This window comes from Flavobacterium sp. AC105, from assembly GCF_979258495.1.
Genome location: NZ_OZ409860.1, coordinates 1410519 through 1425349, shown reverse-complemented (window position 1 = coordinate 1425349; position 14831 = coordinate 1410519). Strand labels below are relative to the sequence as shown.

At 32.0% G+C, this 14831-nt stretch carries 19 protein-coding genes; 8 read left to right on the top strand and 11 right to left on the bottom strand.

The genetic code is table 11. From position 1 onward, the window contains the following. Positions 1–350: 350 nt before the first annotated feature. Entirely contained in the window at positions 351–1109 is a 759-nt protein-coding gene (yaaA, locus tag ACZ0AH_RS06435; RefSeq protein ID WP_463474991.1) for a peroxide stress protein YaaA, read from the bottom strand. A gap of 406 nt (positions 1110–1515) precedes the next feature. Here yaaA and ACZ0AH_RS06430 point away from each other — a divergent pair, with 406 nt between their 5' ends. The 5 genes from ACZ0AH_RS06430 to ACZ0AH_RS06410 all read left to right on the top strand — a co-directional run bounded on the left by ACZ0AH_RS06430 (position 1516) and on the right by ACZ0AH_RS06410 (position 5572). Beyond that, complete coding sequence (locus ACZ0AH_RS06430) at positions 1516–1890, top strand: GxxExxY protein (RefSeq protein ID WP_463474990.1); 375 nt, start codon at positions 1516–1518, stop codon at positions 1888–1890. Between the two features lie 14 nt (positions 1891–1904). Next, positions 1905–3332, top strand: coding sequence for a CCA tRNA nucleotidyltransferase (locus ACZ0AH_RS06425; protein ID WP_463474989.1), 1428 nt, complete (start codon positions 1905–1907; stop codon positions 3330–3332). A gap of 53 nt (positions 3333–3385) precedes the next feature. Next, entirely contained in the window at positions 3386–3694 is a 309-nt protein-coding gene (locus ACZ0AH_RS06420; RefSeq protein WP_463474988.1) for a hypothetical protein, read from the top strand. 334 nt (positions 3695–4028) lie between these two features. Beyond that, positions 4029–5054 carry a COX15/CtaA family protein gene (locus ACZ0AH_RS06415; RefSeq protein ID WP_463474987.1) on the top strand — a complete coding sequence of 342 codons (1026 nt, stop codon included), beginning with the start codon at positions 4029–4031 and terminating at the stop codon, positions 5052–5054. After that, positions 5051–5572, top strand: coding sequence for a hypothetical protein (locus ACZ0AH_RS06410; protein WP_463474986.1), 522 nt, complete (start codon positions 5051–5053; stop codon positions 5570–5572). The genes ACZ0AH_RS06415 and ACZ0AH_RS06410 overlap by 4 nt, the downstream gene beginning before the upstream one ends. On the opposite strand, the gene ACZ0AH_RS06405 is transcribed toward ACZ0AH_RS06410, so the two are convergent. The 10 genes from ACZ0AH_RS06405 to ACZ0AH_RS06360 all read right to left on the bottom strand — a co-directional run bounded on the left by ACZ0AH_RS06405 (position 5573) and on the right by ACZ0AH_RS06360 (position 13007). Next, on the bottom strand, positions 5573–6340 hold the full coding sequence (locus ACZ0AH_RS06405) for a LytR/AlgR family response regulator transcription factor (protein WP_463474985.1): 768 nt from the start codon (positions 6338–6340) through the stop codon (positions 5573–5575). It abuts the gene before it with no gap. A 38-nt stretch (positions 6341–6378) separates the two neighbouring features. Further along, a complete protein-coding gene (locus tag ACZ0AH_RS06400; protein ID WP_463474984.1) occupies positions 6379–6747 on the bottom strand; it encodes a 2TM domain-containing protein in 369 nt (122 codons plus the stop codon). A gap of 15 nt (positions 6748–6762) precedes the next feature. Further along, complete coding sequence (locus ACZ0AH_RS06395; RefSeq protein ID WP_463474983.1) at positions 6763–7068, bottom strand: 2TM domain-containing protein; 306 nt, start codon at positions 7066–7068, stop codon at positions 6763–6765. A 2-nt stretch (positions 7069–7070) separates the two neighbouring features. Beyond that, positions 7071–7337, bottom strand: coding sequence for a 2TM domain-containing protein (locus ACZ0AH_RS06390; protein WP_463474982.1), 267 nt, complete (start codon positions 7335–7337; stop codon positions 7071–7073). Between the two features lie 65 nt (positions 7338–7402). Then, entirely contained in the window at positions 7403–7705 is a 303-nt protein-coding gene (locus ACZ0AH_RS06385; RefSeq protein WP_463474981.1) for a 2TM domain-containing protein, read from the bottom strand. Between the two features lie 2 nt (positions 7706–7707). Continuing rightward, on the bottom strand, positions 7708–8034 hold the full coding sequence (locus tag ACZ0AH_RS06380) for a 2TM domain-containing protein (protein ID WP_463474980.1): 327 nt from the start codon (positions 8032–8034) through the stop codon (positions 7708–7710). A 2-nt stretch (positions 8035–8036) separates the two neighbouring features. Next, on the bottom strand, positions 8037–9398 hold the full coding sequence (locus ACZ0AH_RS06375; protein ID WP_463474979.1) for a histidine kinase: 1362 nt from the start codon (positions 9396–9398) through the stop codon (positions 8037–8039). Between the two features lie 20 nt (positions 9399–9418). Continuing rightward, positions 9419–10042 carry a hypothetical protein gene (locus ACZ0AH_RS06370; protein ID WP_463474978.1) on the bottom strand — a complete coding sequence of 208 codons (624 nt, stop codon included), beginning with the start codon at positions 10040–10042 and terminating at the stop codon, positions 9419–9421. Positions 10043–10092: 50 nt separating this feature from the next. After that, complete coding sequence (locus ACZ0AH_RS06365) at positions 10093–10500, bottom strand: DUF2141 domain-containing protein (protein ID WP_463474977.1); 408 nt, start codon at positions 10498–10500, stop codon at positions 10093–10095. Between the two features lie 341 nt (positions 10501–10841). Then, on the bottom strand, positions 10842–13007 hold the full coding sequence (locus ACZ0AH_RS06360; protein WP_463478091.1) for a TonB-dependent receptor: 2166 nt from the start codon (positions 13005–13007) through the stop codon (positions 10842–10844). 226 nt (positions 13008–13233) lie between these two features. Between ACZ0AH_RS06360 and ACZ0AH_RS06355 the strand changes: the two genes are divergently transcribed. Genes ACZ0AH_RS06355 through gloA2 form a run of 3 tightly spaced genes read left to right on the top strand, consistent with a single transcriptional unit; the run spans position 13234 to position 14663 of the window. Further along, positions 13234–13692, top strand: a complete 459-nt coding sequence (locus ACZ0AH_RS06355) for a DinB family protein (RefSeq protein ID WP_463474976.1) — start codon at positions 13234–13236, stop codon at positions 13690–13692. 5 nt (positions 13693–13697) lie between these two features. Further along, positions 13698–14270, top strand: a complete 573-nt coding sequence (locus tag ACZ0AH_RS06350) for a sugar O-acetyltransferase (RefSeq protein WP_463478090.1) — start codon at positions 13698–13700, stop codon at positions 14268–14270. 3 nt (positions 14271–14273) lie between these two features. Then, positions 14274–14663, top strand: a complete 390-nt coding sequence (gene gloA2, locus ACZ0AH_RS06345) for an SMU1112c/YaeR family gloxylase I-like metalloprotein (RefSeq protein WP_463474975.1) — start codon at positions 14274–14276, stop codon at positions 14661–14663. The last annotated feature ends 168 nt before the right edge of the window (positions 14664–14831 follow it).

Below are 14831 nucleotides of genomic sequence, written 5' to 3'. Positions count from 1 at the left end.
AACCCGGCTTTTTTATTTTTTATAATATTTTGATATAATTTGAAGGAATTAAAATTTCAACCTACAATCTTTATCCCTCAAAAGAAGGGATTAAAATCCCTCCCTACAATATGATCCGAGTCTACGACTCTCAAGTAAAACTTAGCAACTTAGTAACTTAGATTCTTAGCAGCTTCCTAAAAACCTCTGAACCTTTGCAACTTTGAACCTTTGTCCCTCAAAAGAAGGGATTAAAATCCCTCCCTACAATATGATCCGAGTCTACGGCTCTCAAATAAAACTTAGCAACTTAGTAGCTTAGATTCTTAGCAGCTTCCTAAAAACCTCTGAACCTTTGTCCCTCAAAAAAACTATCTTGTAAAAACCAAATGATTTCCTTTAGAAAGATTCGCATCAAAATGATATCCATCATAATTGAAACCTTTTAAATCATCAATGGTTTCAGCATTTGTATCGATTATATAACGCACCATCATTCCTCTCGCTCTTTTAGCGAAGAAACTAATCATTTTTAATTTTCCATCTTTATAATCTTTAAAATCCGGGGTTATCACAGGAACTTTTAAAGCTTTTACATCAACTGCCGAGAAATATTCATTACTTGCCAAATTCACGAATAATTCGCCTTTTGTCAATTCTTTATTTAAAGTTTTAGTAACCGTTGGTTTCCAAAATTCGTGAAGATTTTTATAATCTCCAACAGGTAATTTCGTTCCCATTTCCAGACGATAAGCCTGCATTAAATCCAATGGTTTCAAAATGCCGTAAAGTCCGGATAATATTCTTAATTTATCCTGTAATGCGTCTAATTTTTCAAGCGGAATTGTATATGCATCCAAACCTGTATAAACATCGCCATCAAAAGTATAAACTGCCGGACGTGCATTTTCAGGATTAAAAGGTGTTTTCCATTTCTGATTGCGTTCCCAGTTTAAATCAGCTAACTTATCTGAAATCGACATTAATTCTGACAATTCAGCCGGCTTTTTCGGTTTTAAAACTTTGTGAACCACGCGGGCTTCTTTTAAAAAAGAGGGTTCAGTATATTGAGTAGTAGGTAATTCTTTTTCGAAGTTTAAAGACTTTGCAGGCGATATAACAATTTTCATTTGTGCGTTTTTATATAATTCAAAAATACAAATTGAAATTTTAAAAATATATGATTGCAATTGATTTGTTTGATAATGCTATAAATGTTTTTTAACCACAAATTGCACAAATTCTCGCAAATTTCTATTTTTAAGTTTTCAAATATAATTTGTGGGAATTTGTGCAATTTGGGGTTGCACTTTCTACTTTGACAAAATTCCATGCTTAAATTTTCAATTTCTATAAAAAAGTGGTCTTTACATTATAAAAGGCATTTTCTATGTTGTAAATTTGCAGCTATAAAATTCCAAAAACATTTCAATATAAAATTGGAAGTTGTATTCTAATATTAGCCACGAATTCACGAATTAACTTTTTAAAATTAATTAAAAAAAATCGTGAATTCGTGGCGAAAAAATTTAGATCATGACAAAAATATTATATCAACTGGGAAGTTATCAAATAATGGGAATTTTATTTGATGTTCATAGAAATTTAGGTGGAGGTTTTTCTGAAATCGTTTATAAAGACGCTTTAGAATATGAATTTAGAAAAGCAAATATTCCATTTGAACGAGAAAAAGAATATTTAGTAAATTACAAAGACATAATTTTGAATCACAAGTTTTACGCTGATTTTGTTTTGTTTGATAAAATTATACTTGAAATAAAATCAAGTGATTTTCTACATCCTAAACACATTTCACAATGTCTAAATTATTTAAAAGTTTCTAAAACGCATCTGGCAATTTTAGCAAACTTTAATTCTATCTCACTTGAACATAAACGTATTATTTTATAAAAATTCATCAATTCGTGGCTATACAAACAAACTATAAAACAGCTTTACAACATAAAATCTTCGGAGTAATTTCGAAAGCATCTCAGGAACTTAACGTTGACAGTTACGTAATTGGCGGCTTTGTTCGTGATTTGCTTTTAAACCGGGGTTCTAAAAAAGACATTGATGTTGTTGCCGTTGGCAGTGGAATCGAATTAGCTTTGAAGGTTTCTGAATTACTTCCAAAAAAACCAAAAGTACAAGTTTTTAAAACGTACGGAACTGCAATGCTGCGTTTTGAAGATACTGATATTGAATTTGTTGGCGCCAGAAAAGAGTCTTATAATTTTGAAAGCAGAAATCCCATTGTAGAAAACGGAACGCTGGAAGATGATCAAAATCGTCGTGATTTTACCATTAATGCTCTGGCTTTTTCATTAAACGAAAAAACTTTCGGAGATCTTTCTGATCCTTTTAACGGATTGGCTGATTTGGAAAACAAAACAATAAAAACACCTTTAGATCCGAGTATTACGTATTCCGATGATCCGTTGCGAATGCTTCGTGCGATTCGTTTTGCCAATCAGTTAGGATTTGAAATTGAGAAAAATTCGCTTGATGCAATTACTAAAAATGCCGAAAGAATCAAAATCATTTCCGGTGAAAGAATTGTTGATGAATTAAACAAAATCCTTTCAACTGATAAACCTTCTATAGGGTTTTTACTTTTGTATCAAACCGGGCTTTTAGACATTATTCTTCCTGAATTAACAGCTTTAAATCAGGTTGAAGAAATCGAAGGTCACACCCATAAAAACAATTTTTATCACACTTTAGAGGTTGTGGATAATATTTGCCCGAATACAGATGATGTTTGGTTGCGCTGGTCGGCTTTGTTGCACGATATTGGAAAAGCGCCAACAAAACGTTTCAATAAAAAACAAGGCTGGACGTTTCACGGACATGAATTTTTAGGTGGAAAAATGGCTAAAAAAATATTCGAACGTTTGCATATGCCATTAAATCACAAAATGAAATTTGTGCAAAAAATGGTTGTTATGAGTTCACGTCCTATTGTTTTGTCTGACGATATTGTGACCGATAGCGCTGTTCGTCGTTTGGTTTTTGATGCCGGAGAAGATGTTGAGAATTTAATGACTTTATGTGAAGCTGATATTACTACCAAAAATCCGTCGAAGTTTAAAAAATACCACAAAAACTTTGAAATCGTTCGCAAGAAAATTGTTGAAGTTGAAGAGCGTGATCATGTTCGTAATTTTCAACCGCCAATTACCGGAGAAGAAATAATGGAAATGTTCGATTTAAAACCTTCAAGAGAAATTGGCGTTTTGAAAGAAGCCGTAAAAGAAGCCATTTTAGAAGGTGATATTCCGAATGAGTATCAGGCTGCTTATGACTTTGTAATCAAAAGAGCGGCAAAAATGGGGTTAGTTAAAGTTTAAAACCTTGACAGAAACACAACGGATTTTATTTAATTTTATAAAAATTAGAAGTTATGAATGTCGCCGAACTCAAATTAGATTTGATAAAAAAGATAATGGAAACGAATAATATTGATTTGTTACTAAAAATCAAAGCAGTATTAGATCAAAATAATTATGCTGATTCAGAAGAAAATTTATCTTTAGTTAATGACCCAGTTGTGGAATATAAAAAATCAAAGACTAAGAATATTAGAATTTTTTCTGAAGCTGAACAAAAGAAAATAAACATAGCGCTAGAACAATATAAAAATGGAGAATATATTTCTAATGAAGACGCTCAAATTGAATTAGAACAATGGTTCAAAGAACAAGAAAAATAGTCTGGACTTCATTTGCAAAAGAATCGAAATACGCTATTTTTTTGTATTGGAACCAAAGAAATAAATCAACATCCTATAGTAGAAAATTAAACGTTTTATTTCAAGAATCACTAAAACAAATTGTGAAATTTCCAGAAAGTTCTATTGAATCAAATAATTCTAATGTCAGACTTAAAATTGCGAGTCATTTTGAATTGATTTACCAAATTACGAAAACTGAAATTGTTGTTCTGGACATTTGGGATACGAGACAAAACCCTGAAAATTTTCCAATCAAATAAATTAATAAACTTAGAACCTCAGCAACTTAGGATCTTAGTCACTCAAAAAAAGAATGAAAAAATATTTCCCTACAATCGCAAAAACAGCATTAGTTTTAGTTTATTTAGTAATTGTTGCCGGAGCTTTGGTCCGTATGACTGGTTCTGGAATGGGTTGCCCGGATTGGCCAAAATGCTTTGGATATTATATTCCGCCAACAGAATTAAAAGAATTAACATGGGAACCAAATCGTGTTTTTGAAAAAGGACAAGTTATCATCAAAGATGAGACGCTTTTGGTTGCGAAAGATAATTTTACCACGCAAACGACTTTTGATGATTCGCATTGGGAAAAATATACCAAACACGATTATGCAATTTTTAATCCGTTGCATACCTGGATTGAATATATTAACCGATTGTGTGGTGCTTTAGCCGGACTGGCTTGTTTTGCCATGGCAATTGCCTCATTCAAATTTTGGAAACAAAACAAAAAAATCACCTTACTTTCCTGGTTGGTTGTCTTTATGATGGGCTTTCAGGCCTGGTTAGGTGCAAAAGTGGTTTACTCTGTACTGAATCCTATTAAAATAACCGTTCACATGGTTATGGCTTTGGTAATTGTTGCTGTAATTTTATACATCATTCAATTGGCCAGACCAAAAGTAGCCGAAGTGGTTTATAATTCAACCTTCAAAAAAGTGCTTTTATTTTCGCTTTTATTGACTTTAATTCAAGTGGCGATTGGTACACAAGTACGTCAGTTTGTTGATGAACAAGTAAAAAACGGTTTGACTGAAAGCATTCTTTGGCTGCAAAATCCTTCAATTGTCTTTTATATACACCGCTCATTTTCTATTGTAGTTTTGCTTGTGAATTTGTATTTATACGTTAAAAACAAAAAATTTGGATTAGGATTTTCAAAAATAAATTGGGTACTTTTCATTATTGCAATTGAAATTGTAACCGGAATAGCAATGGCTTATTTTGATTTTCCAATAGGAAGCCAGGCGATACATTTGGTATTAGCTTCTATTCTATTCGGAATTCAGTTTTATATGATTTTAGAGGCTAAAAAAACCAAGTTAACTAATCTATGAAAAAAATCTTTTTTTTGTTTTCAGTTCTTTTTGCATGTTTGATTTCTGCTCAAACCAAAGAGAATCCATTAGTGATTTTGAATGCAAAAAACATTGGATACATGGATCACGCAGAAAACACATTGAAACTTATCAATAAAAATGATATGTTTATATATGTGTATAAAGGGAGTCGTGCTGAGATTTTACAAAAATTTGGTTCAAATTCAGGAGTGGTTATTATAGCTACCAAAAAATTCATTCTGGAAACATTTTATCAAAATAATATTGAAAATTCTCCTTTAAAGAAAGAGATTCCATCAGCTGAATATTTATCTAAAATTGGTATTTTTGGAAGTAAGGCAGAAAGTAAAAATCTGCCTTATGATGAACTTGTTAAGTATATCAACATTTCTACAATTAATGAAGATGTAAAAAAAATTGCTTCGATATCTTTTATAAAACCTGTAGATTCTCAAAAAATTAACCAGAAATGGAAATTAGGGGCTTTAGAAATCACTTCAACTAAAGAAAAATAATTATCCCAGCCACGCTTTAAAATCCTGCACTTTTTCTCGGCTTACAATTACCTCATCTTCTTTATAAGTAGGTAAAATAACTTTTAGACGTGAATTGGTGTAAACCTGGATTTCTTTTATCGCCTGAAGCGGGACAATAAATTTTCTGCTTACGCGGAAAAAATCTTTCATGTCTAATTCCTGCTCCAAAATTTCTAAAGTCGAGTCTATTAAATAGTTTCTGTTCTCGAAAGTATGAATGTAAGTTCCTTTGTTTTCACTATAAAAACATTCTATTTCGTCAGTAGTAATCACTTTTAAATGCTGTCCGATTTTAACTGTAAATCGCTTTTTATAATTCTTCTCAAAAGGATTTGAAAGCATTTTGCGAATTTGCTCAAAATCCAGCTGCAGATTCTGATTTTCTGAACTTACCTTTGGTAAACGCGTTTTAAATTTAGTAACCGCTATTTCTAAATCATCTTCATCAATAGGTTTTAGAAGATAATCGATGCTATTGAGTTTAAAAGCTTTTAACGCATATTCATCATAAGCTGTTGTGAAAATAATAGCGCTTTTAATATCAATTTTTTCAAATATTTCAAACGATAAACCGTCTGATAACTGAATATCCAAAAATATCAAATCCGGATGTTCATTATTTGTAAACCAATGCACTGATTCTTCTACAGAATGCAGCATGGTTTCTACGGGAATAGCTAACTTTTCGAGTTTGCGCTGCAACAATCTTGCTGCAGGTTTTTCGTCTTCTATAATTAATGTGGTCATTTAGTACAATGAAAAAATTGAAAAAAAATAATTTAAAGTTACTCCCATTTATTTTTATTAGAGCTTTCTTTCTCCATATATTTTTGAATTTTCTTTTCTTCCCAATCTTTATTGAAAAAGATATCAGGCCCAAAAACCGTAAATGCATGAATGGCTAACGCAATACCCCAATAAAATGCTGTAGAATAAATTTCCCAATTATTAAAACCTCTTATTTCGAAGTGATTTCCAATATAAATTCTATTTACACTTGAAATAATGATAATAGCATTCACAATGATATAAACCTTCAAATGCGAATAAAACCCTTTTATTTTTTTTACTTTTCTGTATGCTATATTATAGCTTTCATCTGTACTAAATTCGTGTGCATATTCTTCGTACATGCGTCTTCTAAATCGTCCCATTTTATATTGAATTAATTATTGCCATTTGTTTTTACTTGCTTTCTCTTTTTCCATGATTTCTTTGATTTTTCTTTCTTCCCAGCCTTTTCCTAAAACCGGAAATACTTCAAAAACTTTTAATCCATGAAAAACGACTCCAACTCCCCACCACAATAGTGGCCAGAAAAACCATAAATATTGTGGAGATGTCCACAAATTAATGATAATCAAAATGATGTTTACACCAATAAAAGCAGTAAGGTTTCCGTAAAAGCCTTTAATATTTTCCACCTTCTTTTTTGCAAGGTAATATCTATCCTCTTCGTTATAATTTATTTCCATGATTACTCCCATTTTTGTTTTTTTTCTTTTCTCTCTAAGATGCTTTTCAGCTTACGTTCTTCCCACTCCTCTCCAAAAATTTTAAAAGAAGCGAATATATCCATCGCAGAAACTAAAAAAGCGATTGTCCAGACTCCCATTACAAAATAATTTAAATATTTGAACGGAAAGAAATTTAAAGGAACTCCAAAATATTGTTTTAAGATAAAAATAATTAATCCAACAATATAGATGAACAAATGTGTATAAAACGATTTTAACTTAACCACTTTTTTACCTGCTATTTGCTGAAGTTCAAACTCTTCATGATCATTATTTAAATTTGTTTCTATAATTAAATCCAGGTTTGTTTATTATTTTCCTTTTCTAAAATCTCATCCAGTTTTCTTTTTTCCCATTCTTTATTTAAAAACGGAAAACAATCAAAAGCTTTTAGTCCATGTAAAACAACCGGAATTCCCCAACCCAGCAACGAATACCAAAAATACAAATAACCCGGCGAAGTCATCAGATTTACCGCTATTACAATAGGATTACAAAGAAGATAAACCGTCAAATGATGATAAAACTTTTTAATTTCTTCGACTTTTTTTTGAGCTTGATAAAGGCGTTCTGCATTAGAATAATCTTTTTCCATAGTTAAACCCATTTTTGTTTTTGCTGTCTTTTCTCTAAGATGCTTTTTAGTTTACGTTCCTCCCATTCTCTTCCAAAAATGGTATAAGAAACAATTAAATCGATCGCAGAAAAGAAAAATACACAACTCCAGATTATCATCGCATAACTTAGGTTTCCGATTGGAAGAAAATCAAAATTAAATCCAAAATATTCTTTCAGAATAAAGACATTTAATGCTATAAGATATATAAATGCATGAATGCAAAATGATCTGAGTTTAATTATTTTTCTGTTGAAAATTTGTTGAAACTCGAATCTTTCCTGATTAGTGTGACAATTTGTTTCCATGACTATTTCCAGGTTTGTTTGTTATTATTCTCTTTCTCCAGAATCTCTCTTATTTTTCGCTCTTCCCAATCAGAGCTGTATCCAAACACCTTAAAAGCGTGCATCGTAACTCCAAATCCCCAACCTAAAGCCGAAAACCAAAACCATTGAAATCCAGGAGAATAGGTTAAATTTACAAAAATTAAACACGGAATTATACAACAATATGAAATTACGTTTGCGTAAAATCCTTTTAGTTCTTCAACTCTTTTTTTAGCTCTGAAATAGGCTTTATTTTCGTCGCTGTAATCTGCATTTGTTTCCATAACTGTAATTTGTTTTGTTAAAATTGGAATCTTAACCGTAAAATTTTGTTCATTCTGTTCTATCAAAACTTTTCTGTTGGTGATAATGCCGTATCTATTTACAATATTCTGTAAACCAACCCCTTGCCTGTCCTGTAAAACTTCTTTCTTTTGAAAATCATTCTGAATGGCTAAATAATCTCCATCAATAAAAATTCTGATATGCAAAGGTTTTTGCTCACTTACCACATTATGTTTTACCGTATTTTCAAGTAAAAGCTGCAATGATAACGGAACCACTTTTGCATCCGGATTTATATTCGTTGTAGGCAATTCGTAAAACAAACTATTCTCAAAACGCATTTTCAGTAAATTCATATACGTTTTTGCAAACGATAATTCATCTTCAACCGAAACCAGTTCTTTGTCTTTTTGTTCTAAAACGTAACGGTAAATTTTTGATAAAGAAGTCGTAAAACGTTGTGCATTATCCGGATTTTCTTCGATTAAAGAACTTAAAACATTTAAACTATTAAAGAGAAAATGCGGGTCAATCTGATTTTTTAAACTTTCGAATTTGGCACTTGCCGTTCCTGCAATAATCTTTTGCTGTGTTATTTCGAATTTTGATGCCTGCTTCCATTTCACCATAAAACTTCTGGCCTGCATAAAAGTCGAAACTCCTAAAGACAAAATAATGTAAAACAGGTGTACCCAAATCATTCTTTCGCTAAAAAATTTATCTAAAGACATATTTTGCAGCACAACATAAATGTAATAGTTTATACCTAAAACCACCGGAACCGTGTACATCACAGTAACCATGATTCCGTAATAAACTCTTAGGTTTGTCTGCTCTAACCAATCCCATTTTTTATCTAAAAGAACATTGATATACCCGTTTCCAAAACCTACTCCAAAAGAATAAAGACAGCTTATAAAAAAAGTAATCAGAACGTTTCGAATATTTAAATCATCACCTAAACAGGCTGAAAATATTACGGTAAAAATCATAGAAATTTTGAATGAGACAATCGTTCCACTTTTTAAATCTGAATATACATTTCTATGATCTTTCATTTATGCGTAGGTTTAATTAATTATTTTTTACAATTTTTTTGAGTTTCCAAAGCTCTTTCTAATCCCCATTTTGGAGAAAAAGGTGTTGCTGGTTTAAAAGTAGCAAAAAGTTCAACAGCTTTATCAACTTGCGCACAAAGTGGTTTTGTATCAACACCTGACCATTTTGCACCTCCAATTTGATAATCAGCTTCGCCAAAAACAATTCTTGGGTTATTTGGATCAATCGCTTTTCCTTTTGCGTAAGCTTCCATCACTTTAGCCGAGTATTTCATTCCGTTTGTCATTGGATCTGCAACTACCCAAGCCGTGTAAATCAAAGCCTGCATGGCATATAACTCGGCATTATTTTGATCTTTTATTAATTCGATATCCAATGCATCCTGCGCTTTTGTCAATAACAAATCGATTTTTGTTTTATCTTTTTCAGTAAAAGCAGCTGTAGTGTTCATTAAGGCTATATAATAATTAGGCAAATAACTTGTTTTTTCTGCTGCTGCAATTCTTTCAAACAAAGCCGAAGCTTCTGTATTTTTTCCTTCTTTCCAAAGTCCGAAAGCTTTTGTCATTCCTTGTTCAAATTGTGTTTGTGCAGAGCTTATTACTACTACAAATAAGGCGATCAATGTGATAATTTTTTTCATTTTATAAGTAATTTAAATGGTTGTTTTTAATTTAAGTTGTTAGTTATTATTTATAATATAATTTCAATTTTTGAATCTTTGCTAATAACAAATTTAGCATCTTTATAGGCAGGAGGCCCCATAAATCCTTTTGCATTGTTTGAAGCGGCATAATCTTCAGCAGGTATTCCCATTGCATTTCTATCCAGTTTTCCGTTATTGTTTTCATCGTGATACGTCGAAATTGCATATTCTCCGGCAGGAATACCAACAAATGTTACGGTAGCTTCGTTGTTTTTAATTTCTGAAGTAACACTTTTAAAAGTGGTTTTAAGAAATGTTTCATCTGAATTGTACAAGCCTACTTTTACGATTCCCGTATTGTTTTTTAAGCCTGAAACCGAAACAGTAAGATTTACATTTTGAGCAGACAGCAGACTGCAAATAAATAATGTGGTTATGGTAATAATTTTGGTCATGGTTTTTCTTTTTAAGTTACTAAGGTTCTGAGTTGCTAAGATTCTAAGTTTTTTGTTGATGATTAAAACTCTGTTGTTTTTTTTGAAGTTTCTAAGTTTCTGAGTAACTAAGTTTCTAAGTTTTTTTCTTAGTAACTTAGTCCCGAAGCTTCGGGATAGCGACTTACTGCCTTCTAATTTTATACTTCAAAAGTATGTCTGTTTTTATTGTTTTAAAACTAAATGATACTGAGTTGTTGATTTTGATGACTGAATTGTTTCTTTTAAAGCTTCTATGATTCTGAGTTGCAAGTTTCTAAGTTTTTTTCTCTTAGTAACTCAGAATCTCAGCAACTTAGAGACTATAAATTTTTCAACTGATTCTCATTTTTGTTTTGACTAATCGTCCAGAAGAAACCTACGAAAAAGAATCTGTCTGCAGTTGGTACAACGGGTTGTCTATTATAAACTCCGTTTGCGTCAGGTAATTTTGCATAATCGTAACCAAAGACATTCTGACTTCCTAATACATTTGAAACTGAGAAATACAAGATTTTTTGTGTGGTTAATAAATACGCCCAGTTAAAACTCAAACTATTATATGATTTTGTTTTTCCGTTCATGAATTGCGTTTGGTTGGGATCATTGTACGGACGGCCTGAACTATAACTATTTGTAAAACCTATTTGGGATTTCCAGTCTGTAATAAAATATTTAGTTACGATAGACAAATTATGATTGGCTACAAAACTTGGTGTTGCCATGTTTGGAAAATTCTTGTATTGTCTTTCAGAATCGATATAAGAATAGGAAATCCAATATTCTAAGTTTTTATATAAATTGCTGTCTCTCCAAAATAAATCTAATCCTTTTGCATAACCTGAACCGTTATTATTGAAAACCGAATTGTACTGAATATCTTTTGTATTATATTGAACTAAATCGCTGTAATCTTTATAATAAGCCTCAGCTCTAAAAGTCTGGCCTGGTTTTGTAAATTGATAGTTTAAAATGTAATGCTGCGCTTTTTCGCTTTCAAACTGATGGTATTTTGAATATTTGATGTAATCAACAACCGGAGTTTGAGAAAAGTCTCCGTAAGCAAATGAAAACTGACTTGTTTTAGAAACTTTATAAGCGATAGACGCTCTTGGCGCAAGATTCGTTTCGTTTAATAAACTATTGTTTGAAAGTCTGGCACCAACTTTCATCGCCAGGTTTTTTGAGAATAAAATATCTGCTTCTGTATAAAAAGCGGCAATATTAGAATTGTAGCCATTTGCAACTTTAACAGAAATATTATCATCGAAATTCTCATTGTATTTTGTGATAAAATAATCGGCTCCAAAAGATAGTTTAAAGTAATTTGAGATGTTTTTTCTCAACTTCAATTTCAATTGTGCTGCATTTTCATTCGAATCAACATCATTAATATCGTATTTGATTTTGTTTTTACTGTAACCGTAACTCACTCCTGACGTAATTTGCCAGCCCGTTCCAAAATCTCCTTTGTATGAACCGTTGAAATAAAAATTATTATTGTTTAAATCAGTTCTTATCGGATCAACAAAATTTACATTTTTCTGATTTAAATCGAATTTTTCTGAATCGAAAGCAGCATATAATTTAAAAATCCCTCTTTCAAAATGATATCTGTAAACAGCCTCTCCGCCCAAAGATTGATAAGGATTATTCCAGTCTACATTTTGAGGAATTACAGCCTGATAAGGCGCAAGATTAATATAATTGGTATTGATACTAAAAGAGCTTTTTTTCCATTTTTGAGTATTTCCAACTCCTAAACCAACTGTCATTAAAGCAATATCTGTTTTGTTTTGATCCGGTTCATCTTGTGTATTCAACAATAAAACACTTGACAACGCTTCTCCATATTCAGCAGAATATCCTCCGGTAGAAAAAGCGATTCCGCTAAATAAGAAAGGCGAAAATCTGCTTCGGGTTGGCAAATTATTTGTTGTTGCGCCATAAGGCTGCGCCACACGAAGTCCGTCAACAAAAGTCTGCGTTTCGCTTGCTTCACCTCCACGAACAAATAAACGCCCATCTTCGCCCACAGTTTGTGTTCCCGGCAAAGTTTGCAATGCTGCAATAATATTTCCGGCTGAACCGGCTGTTGTAACAATATCTAATGGTTTTAAAACCGAAACTCTTGCTTTATCTCCGGATTCTAATGTTCCGGCAGTAATTACAACGGCATCAAGAGCATTTACGTTTTCTCTTAATTTAACAGTTTGATCTTTATAATTGGTAACATCAATTTCTGTTTTGAAAGTTTCATAAAGTAAAAAACTAACAATTAAAGTTTGATTTCCTGCAGCTGTTGTTTCAAAAGAAAATTCTCCTGTTTCAGAACTTGTCGCTCCGTCGTAAGTTCCGTCTATGTAAATATTAGCGCCCGGAACCGGTTTGCCTTTTTGATCCACAACTTTTCCTGAAATGGTATTTTGAGCAAAAAATGCAGTTGTTAAAAACAAAAAGCTAAGTGTAAAAAGTAATTTGGTTGTCATACCTGTTGATTTTATTTGGTTTTGGTCATGTATGTTATCGCCTTTTATGTTGGTTTGCTTTCGCAGATTTTCAGTTGGCCATTTCATGATATTTGATTTTGATGAGACAAATATATTTTAACAGTTTTAGTTAAAAAATATTAAATAACCCAATTGTAGAATTTCGGGGATGAGTTGTAATTGACTTATTTGTATCTTAGCTATAAATTGCAAAAAACTATTAATTATGTCAGAAAGTAAAAGAGTTTCAAATTTATATCAATCCATTTACAATGGAAATCCGTGGCTTGAGGTTACCTTAGCAGATACTTTAAAAGATGTTACTGCAGCTCAGGCTTATAAAAAAATTAATCCAAATTTAAATACAATTTGGGAAATTGTCAATCACCTGATACAATGGAGAAGAAATATTTTAAGACGTGTTCAGGGAGAAATCATTACAACTCCGGATCACAATTATTTTGTACCAATATTAGATTCATCTGAACCATCATGGGAACAATCGCTGCAAAGTCTTGCAAAATCCCAGGAACAATGGAGCACATTTTTGAGTGATTTTGATGATTCCGGTTTCGAAAAAATAGATCCAAATAACAATCATAATTTTTATGAAGATATTCATGGCATTATTCAGCATGATGTTTATCATTTGGGGCAAATTGTTATTTTGAAAAAGCTGCTTTAAATAGAATCATGACAGAAAAAGAAAAAATGATTTCGGGCGAATATTACAATGCTTTTGATCCGGAATTGGTAAAAGGGCGCCGAACTGCAAAAAATCTTTTGCATAGCCTGAATGTAAAAGAATATAGAGTAACCAAAAAAGCAAAAGAAATTTTAAAAGAATTAATTCCAAATACGGGACCAGGTTTTTACATAGAACCTCCGTTTCATTGTGATTACGGCTACAATATTAATTGCGGAGAAAATGTTTATTTTAATGTCAATTGTGTTGTTCTGGATTGTGCGCCCGTAAATATTGGGTCAAATGTATTTATTGCGCCAAATGTTCAAATTTATACAGCATCACATCCGCTTGACGCTGAATTACGAAAAACACTCGAAAATGCGTATCCTGTTACAATTGGAGACGGTTGCTGGATTGGCGGAAATTCTGTGATTTGTCCGGGTGTAACGATTGGAAAAGGCTGCGTTATTGGTGCCGGATCTGTTGTAACAAAAGATATTCCGGATAATTCATTGGCTGTTGGAAATCCGGCAAAAGTTATTAGAAAATTAAATCAGGAACCTGAATCAAAATAAACAATGCTTACCTTAAATAAAGTTCACCATATTGCCATTTTATGTTCTGATTATCAAAAATCTAAAACTTTTTATACCGAAGTTTTAGGTTTGACGATTGTGAGGGAAATCTATCGTGAAGAACGCCAATCATACAAACTTGATTTGGCTTTAAACGGAAATTATATTATCGAATTATTCTCATTTCCAGATCCACCAAAACGTCCTTCAAGACCTGAAGCTGCCGGATTGCGTCATTTGGCTTTTGAAGTCATTAATCTTGATGAAACTATTGCTTTTTTAGATTCTAAAAATGTAGAATCTGAACCCATTCGAATTGATGAAACTACCGGGAAACGGTTTACATTTATCGCAGATCCGGATTTGTTGCCCATTGAGTTTTATGAAAGATAATTTTTTGCCGCAAAGGCACTAAGTTTTTTTTTATTTTAATGACAAAACCCACTGTTTGTCATTTCGACAGAGGAGAAATCACACGCGCAAATCGACAAAGATTGGCGATTTACTTTACGAAATTCTAGTGCGATTTCTCGTGACTCGAAATGACAAAAATCAGAATCT

What these genes read in the sequence shown, in the direction of transcription:
- yaaA (WP_463474991.1), bottom strand. Translation starts at nt 1,109, where the DNA reads ATGAAAATTGTTATATCGCCTGCAAAGTCTTTAAACTTCGAAAAAGAA.
- ACZ0AH_RS06430 (WP_463474990.1), top strand. Translation starts at nt 1,516, where the DNA reads ATGACAAAAATATTATATCAACTGGGAAGTTATCAAATAATGGGAATT.
- ACZ0AH_RS06420 (WP_463474988.1), top strand. Translation starts at nt 3,386, where the DNA reads ATGAATGTCGCCGAACTCAAATTAGATTTGATAAAAAAGATAATGGAA.
- ACZ0AH_RS06415 (WP_463474987.1), top strand. Translation starts at nt 4,029, where the DNA reads ATGAAAAAATATTTCCCTACAATCGCAAAAACAGCATTAGTTTTAGTT.
- ACZ0AH_RS06410 (WP_463474986.1), top strand. Translation starts at nt 5,051, where the DNA reads ATGAAAAAAATCTTTTTTTTGTTTTCAGTTCTTTTTGCATGTTTGATT.
- ACZ0AH_RS06405 (WP_463474985.1), bottom strand. Translation starts at nt 6,340, where the DNA reads ATGACCACATTAATTATAGAAGACGAAAAACCTGCAGCAAGATTGTTG.
- ACZ0AH_RS06400 (WP_463474984.1), bottom strand. Translation starts at nt 6,747, where the DNA reads ATGGGACGATTTAGAAGACGCATGTACGAAGAATATGCACACGAATTT.
- ACZ0AH_RS06395 (WP_463474983.1), bottom strand. Translation starts at nt 7,068, where the DNA reads ATGGAAATAAATTATAACGAAGAGGATAGATATTACCTTGCAAAAAAG.
- ACZ0AH_RS06385 (WP_463474981.1), bottom strand. Translation starts at nt 7,705, where the DNA reads ATGGAAAAAGATTATTCTAATGCAGAACGCCTTTATCAAGCTCAAAAA.
- ACZ0AH_RS06380 (WP_463474980.1), bottom strand. Translation starts at nt 8,034, where the DNA reads ATGGAAACAAATTGTCACACTAATCAGGAAAGATTCGAGTTTCAACAA.
- ACZ0AH_RS06375 (WP_463474979.1), bottom strand. Translation starts at nt 9,398, where the DNA reads ATGAAAGATCATAGAAATGTATATTCAGATTTAAAAAGTGGAACGATT.
- ACZ0AH_RS06370 (WP_463474978.1), bottom strand. Translation starts at nt 10,042, where the DNA reads ATGAAAAAAATTATCACATTGATCGCCTTATTTGTAGTAGTAATAAGC.
- ACZ0AH_RS06365 (WP_463474977.1), bottom strand. Translation starts at nt 10,500, where the DNA reads ATGACCAAAATTATTACCATAACCACATTATTTATTTGCAGTCTGCTG.
- ACZ0AH_RS06360 (WP_463478091.1), bottom strand. Translation starts at nt 13,007, where the DNA reads ATGACAACCAAATTACTTTTTACACTTAGCTTTTTGTTTTTAACAACT.
- ACZ0AH_RS06355 (WP_463474976.1), top strand. Translation starts at nt 13,234, where the DNA reads ATGTCAGAAAGTAAAAGAGTTTCAAATTTATATCAATCCATTTACAAT.
- gloA2 (WP_463474975.1), top strand. Translation starts at nt 14,274, where the DNA reads ATGCTTACCTTAAATAAAGTTCACCATATTGCCATTTTATGTTCTGAT.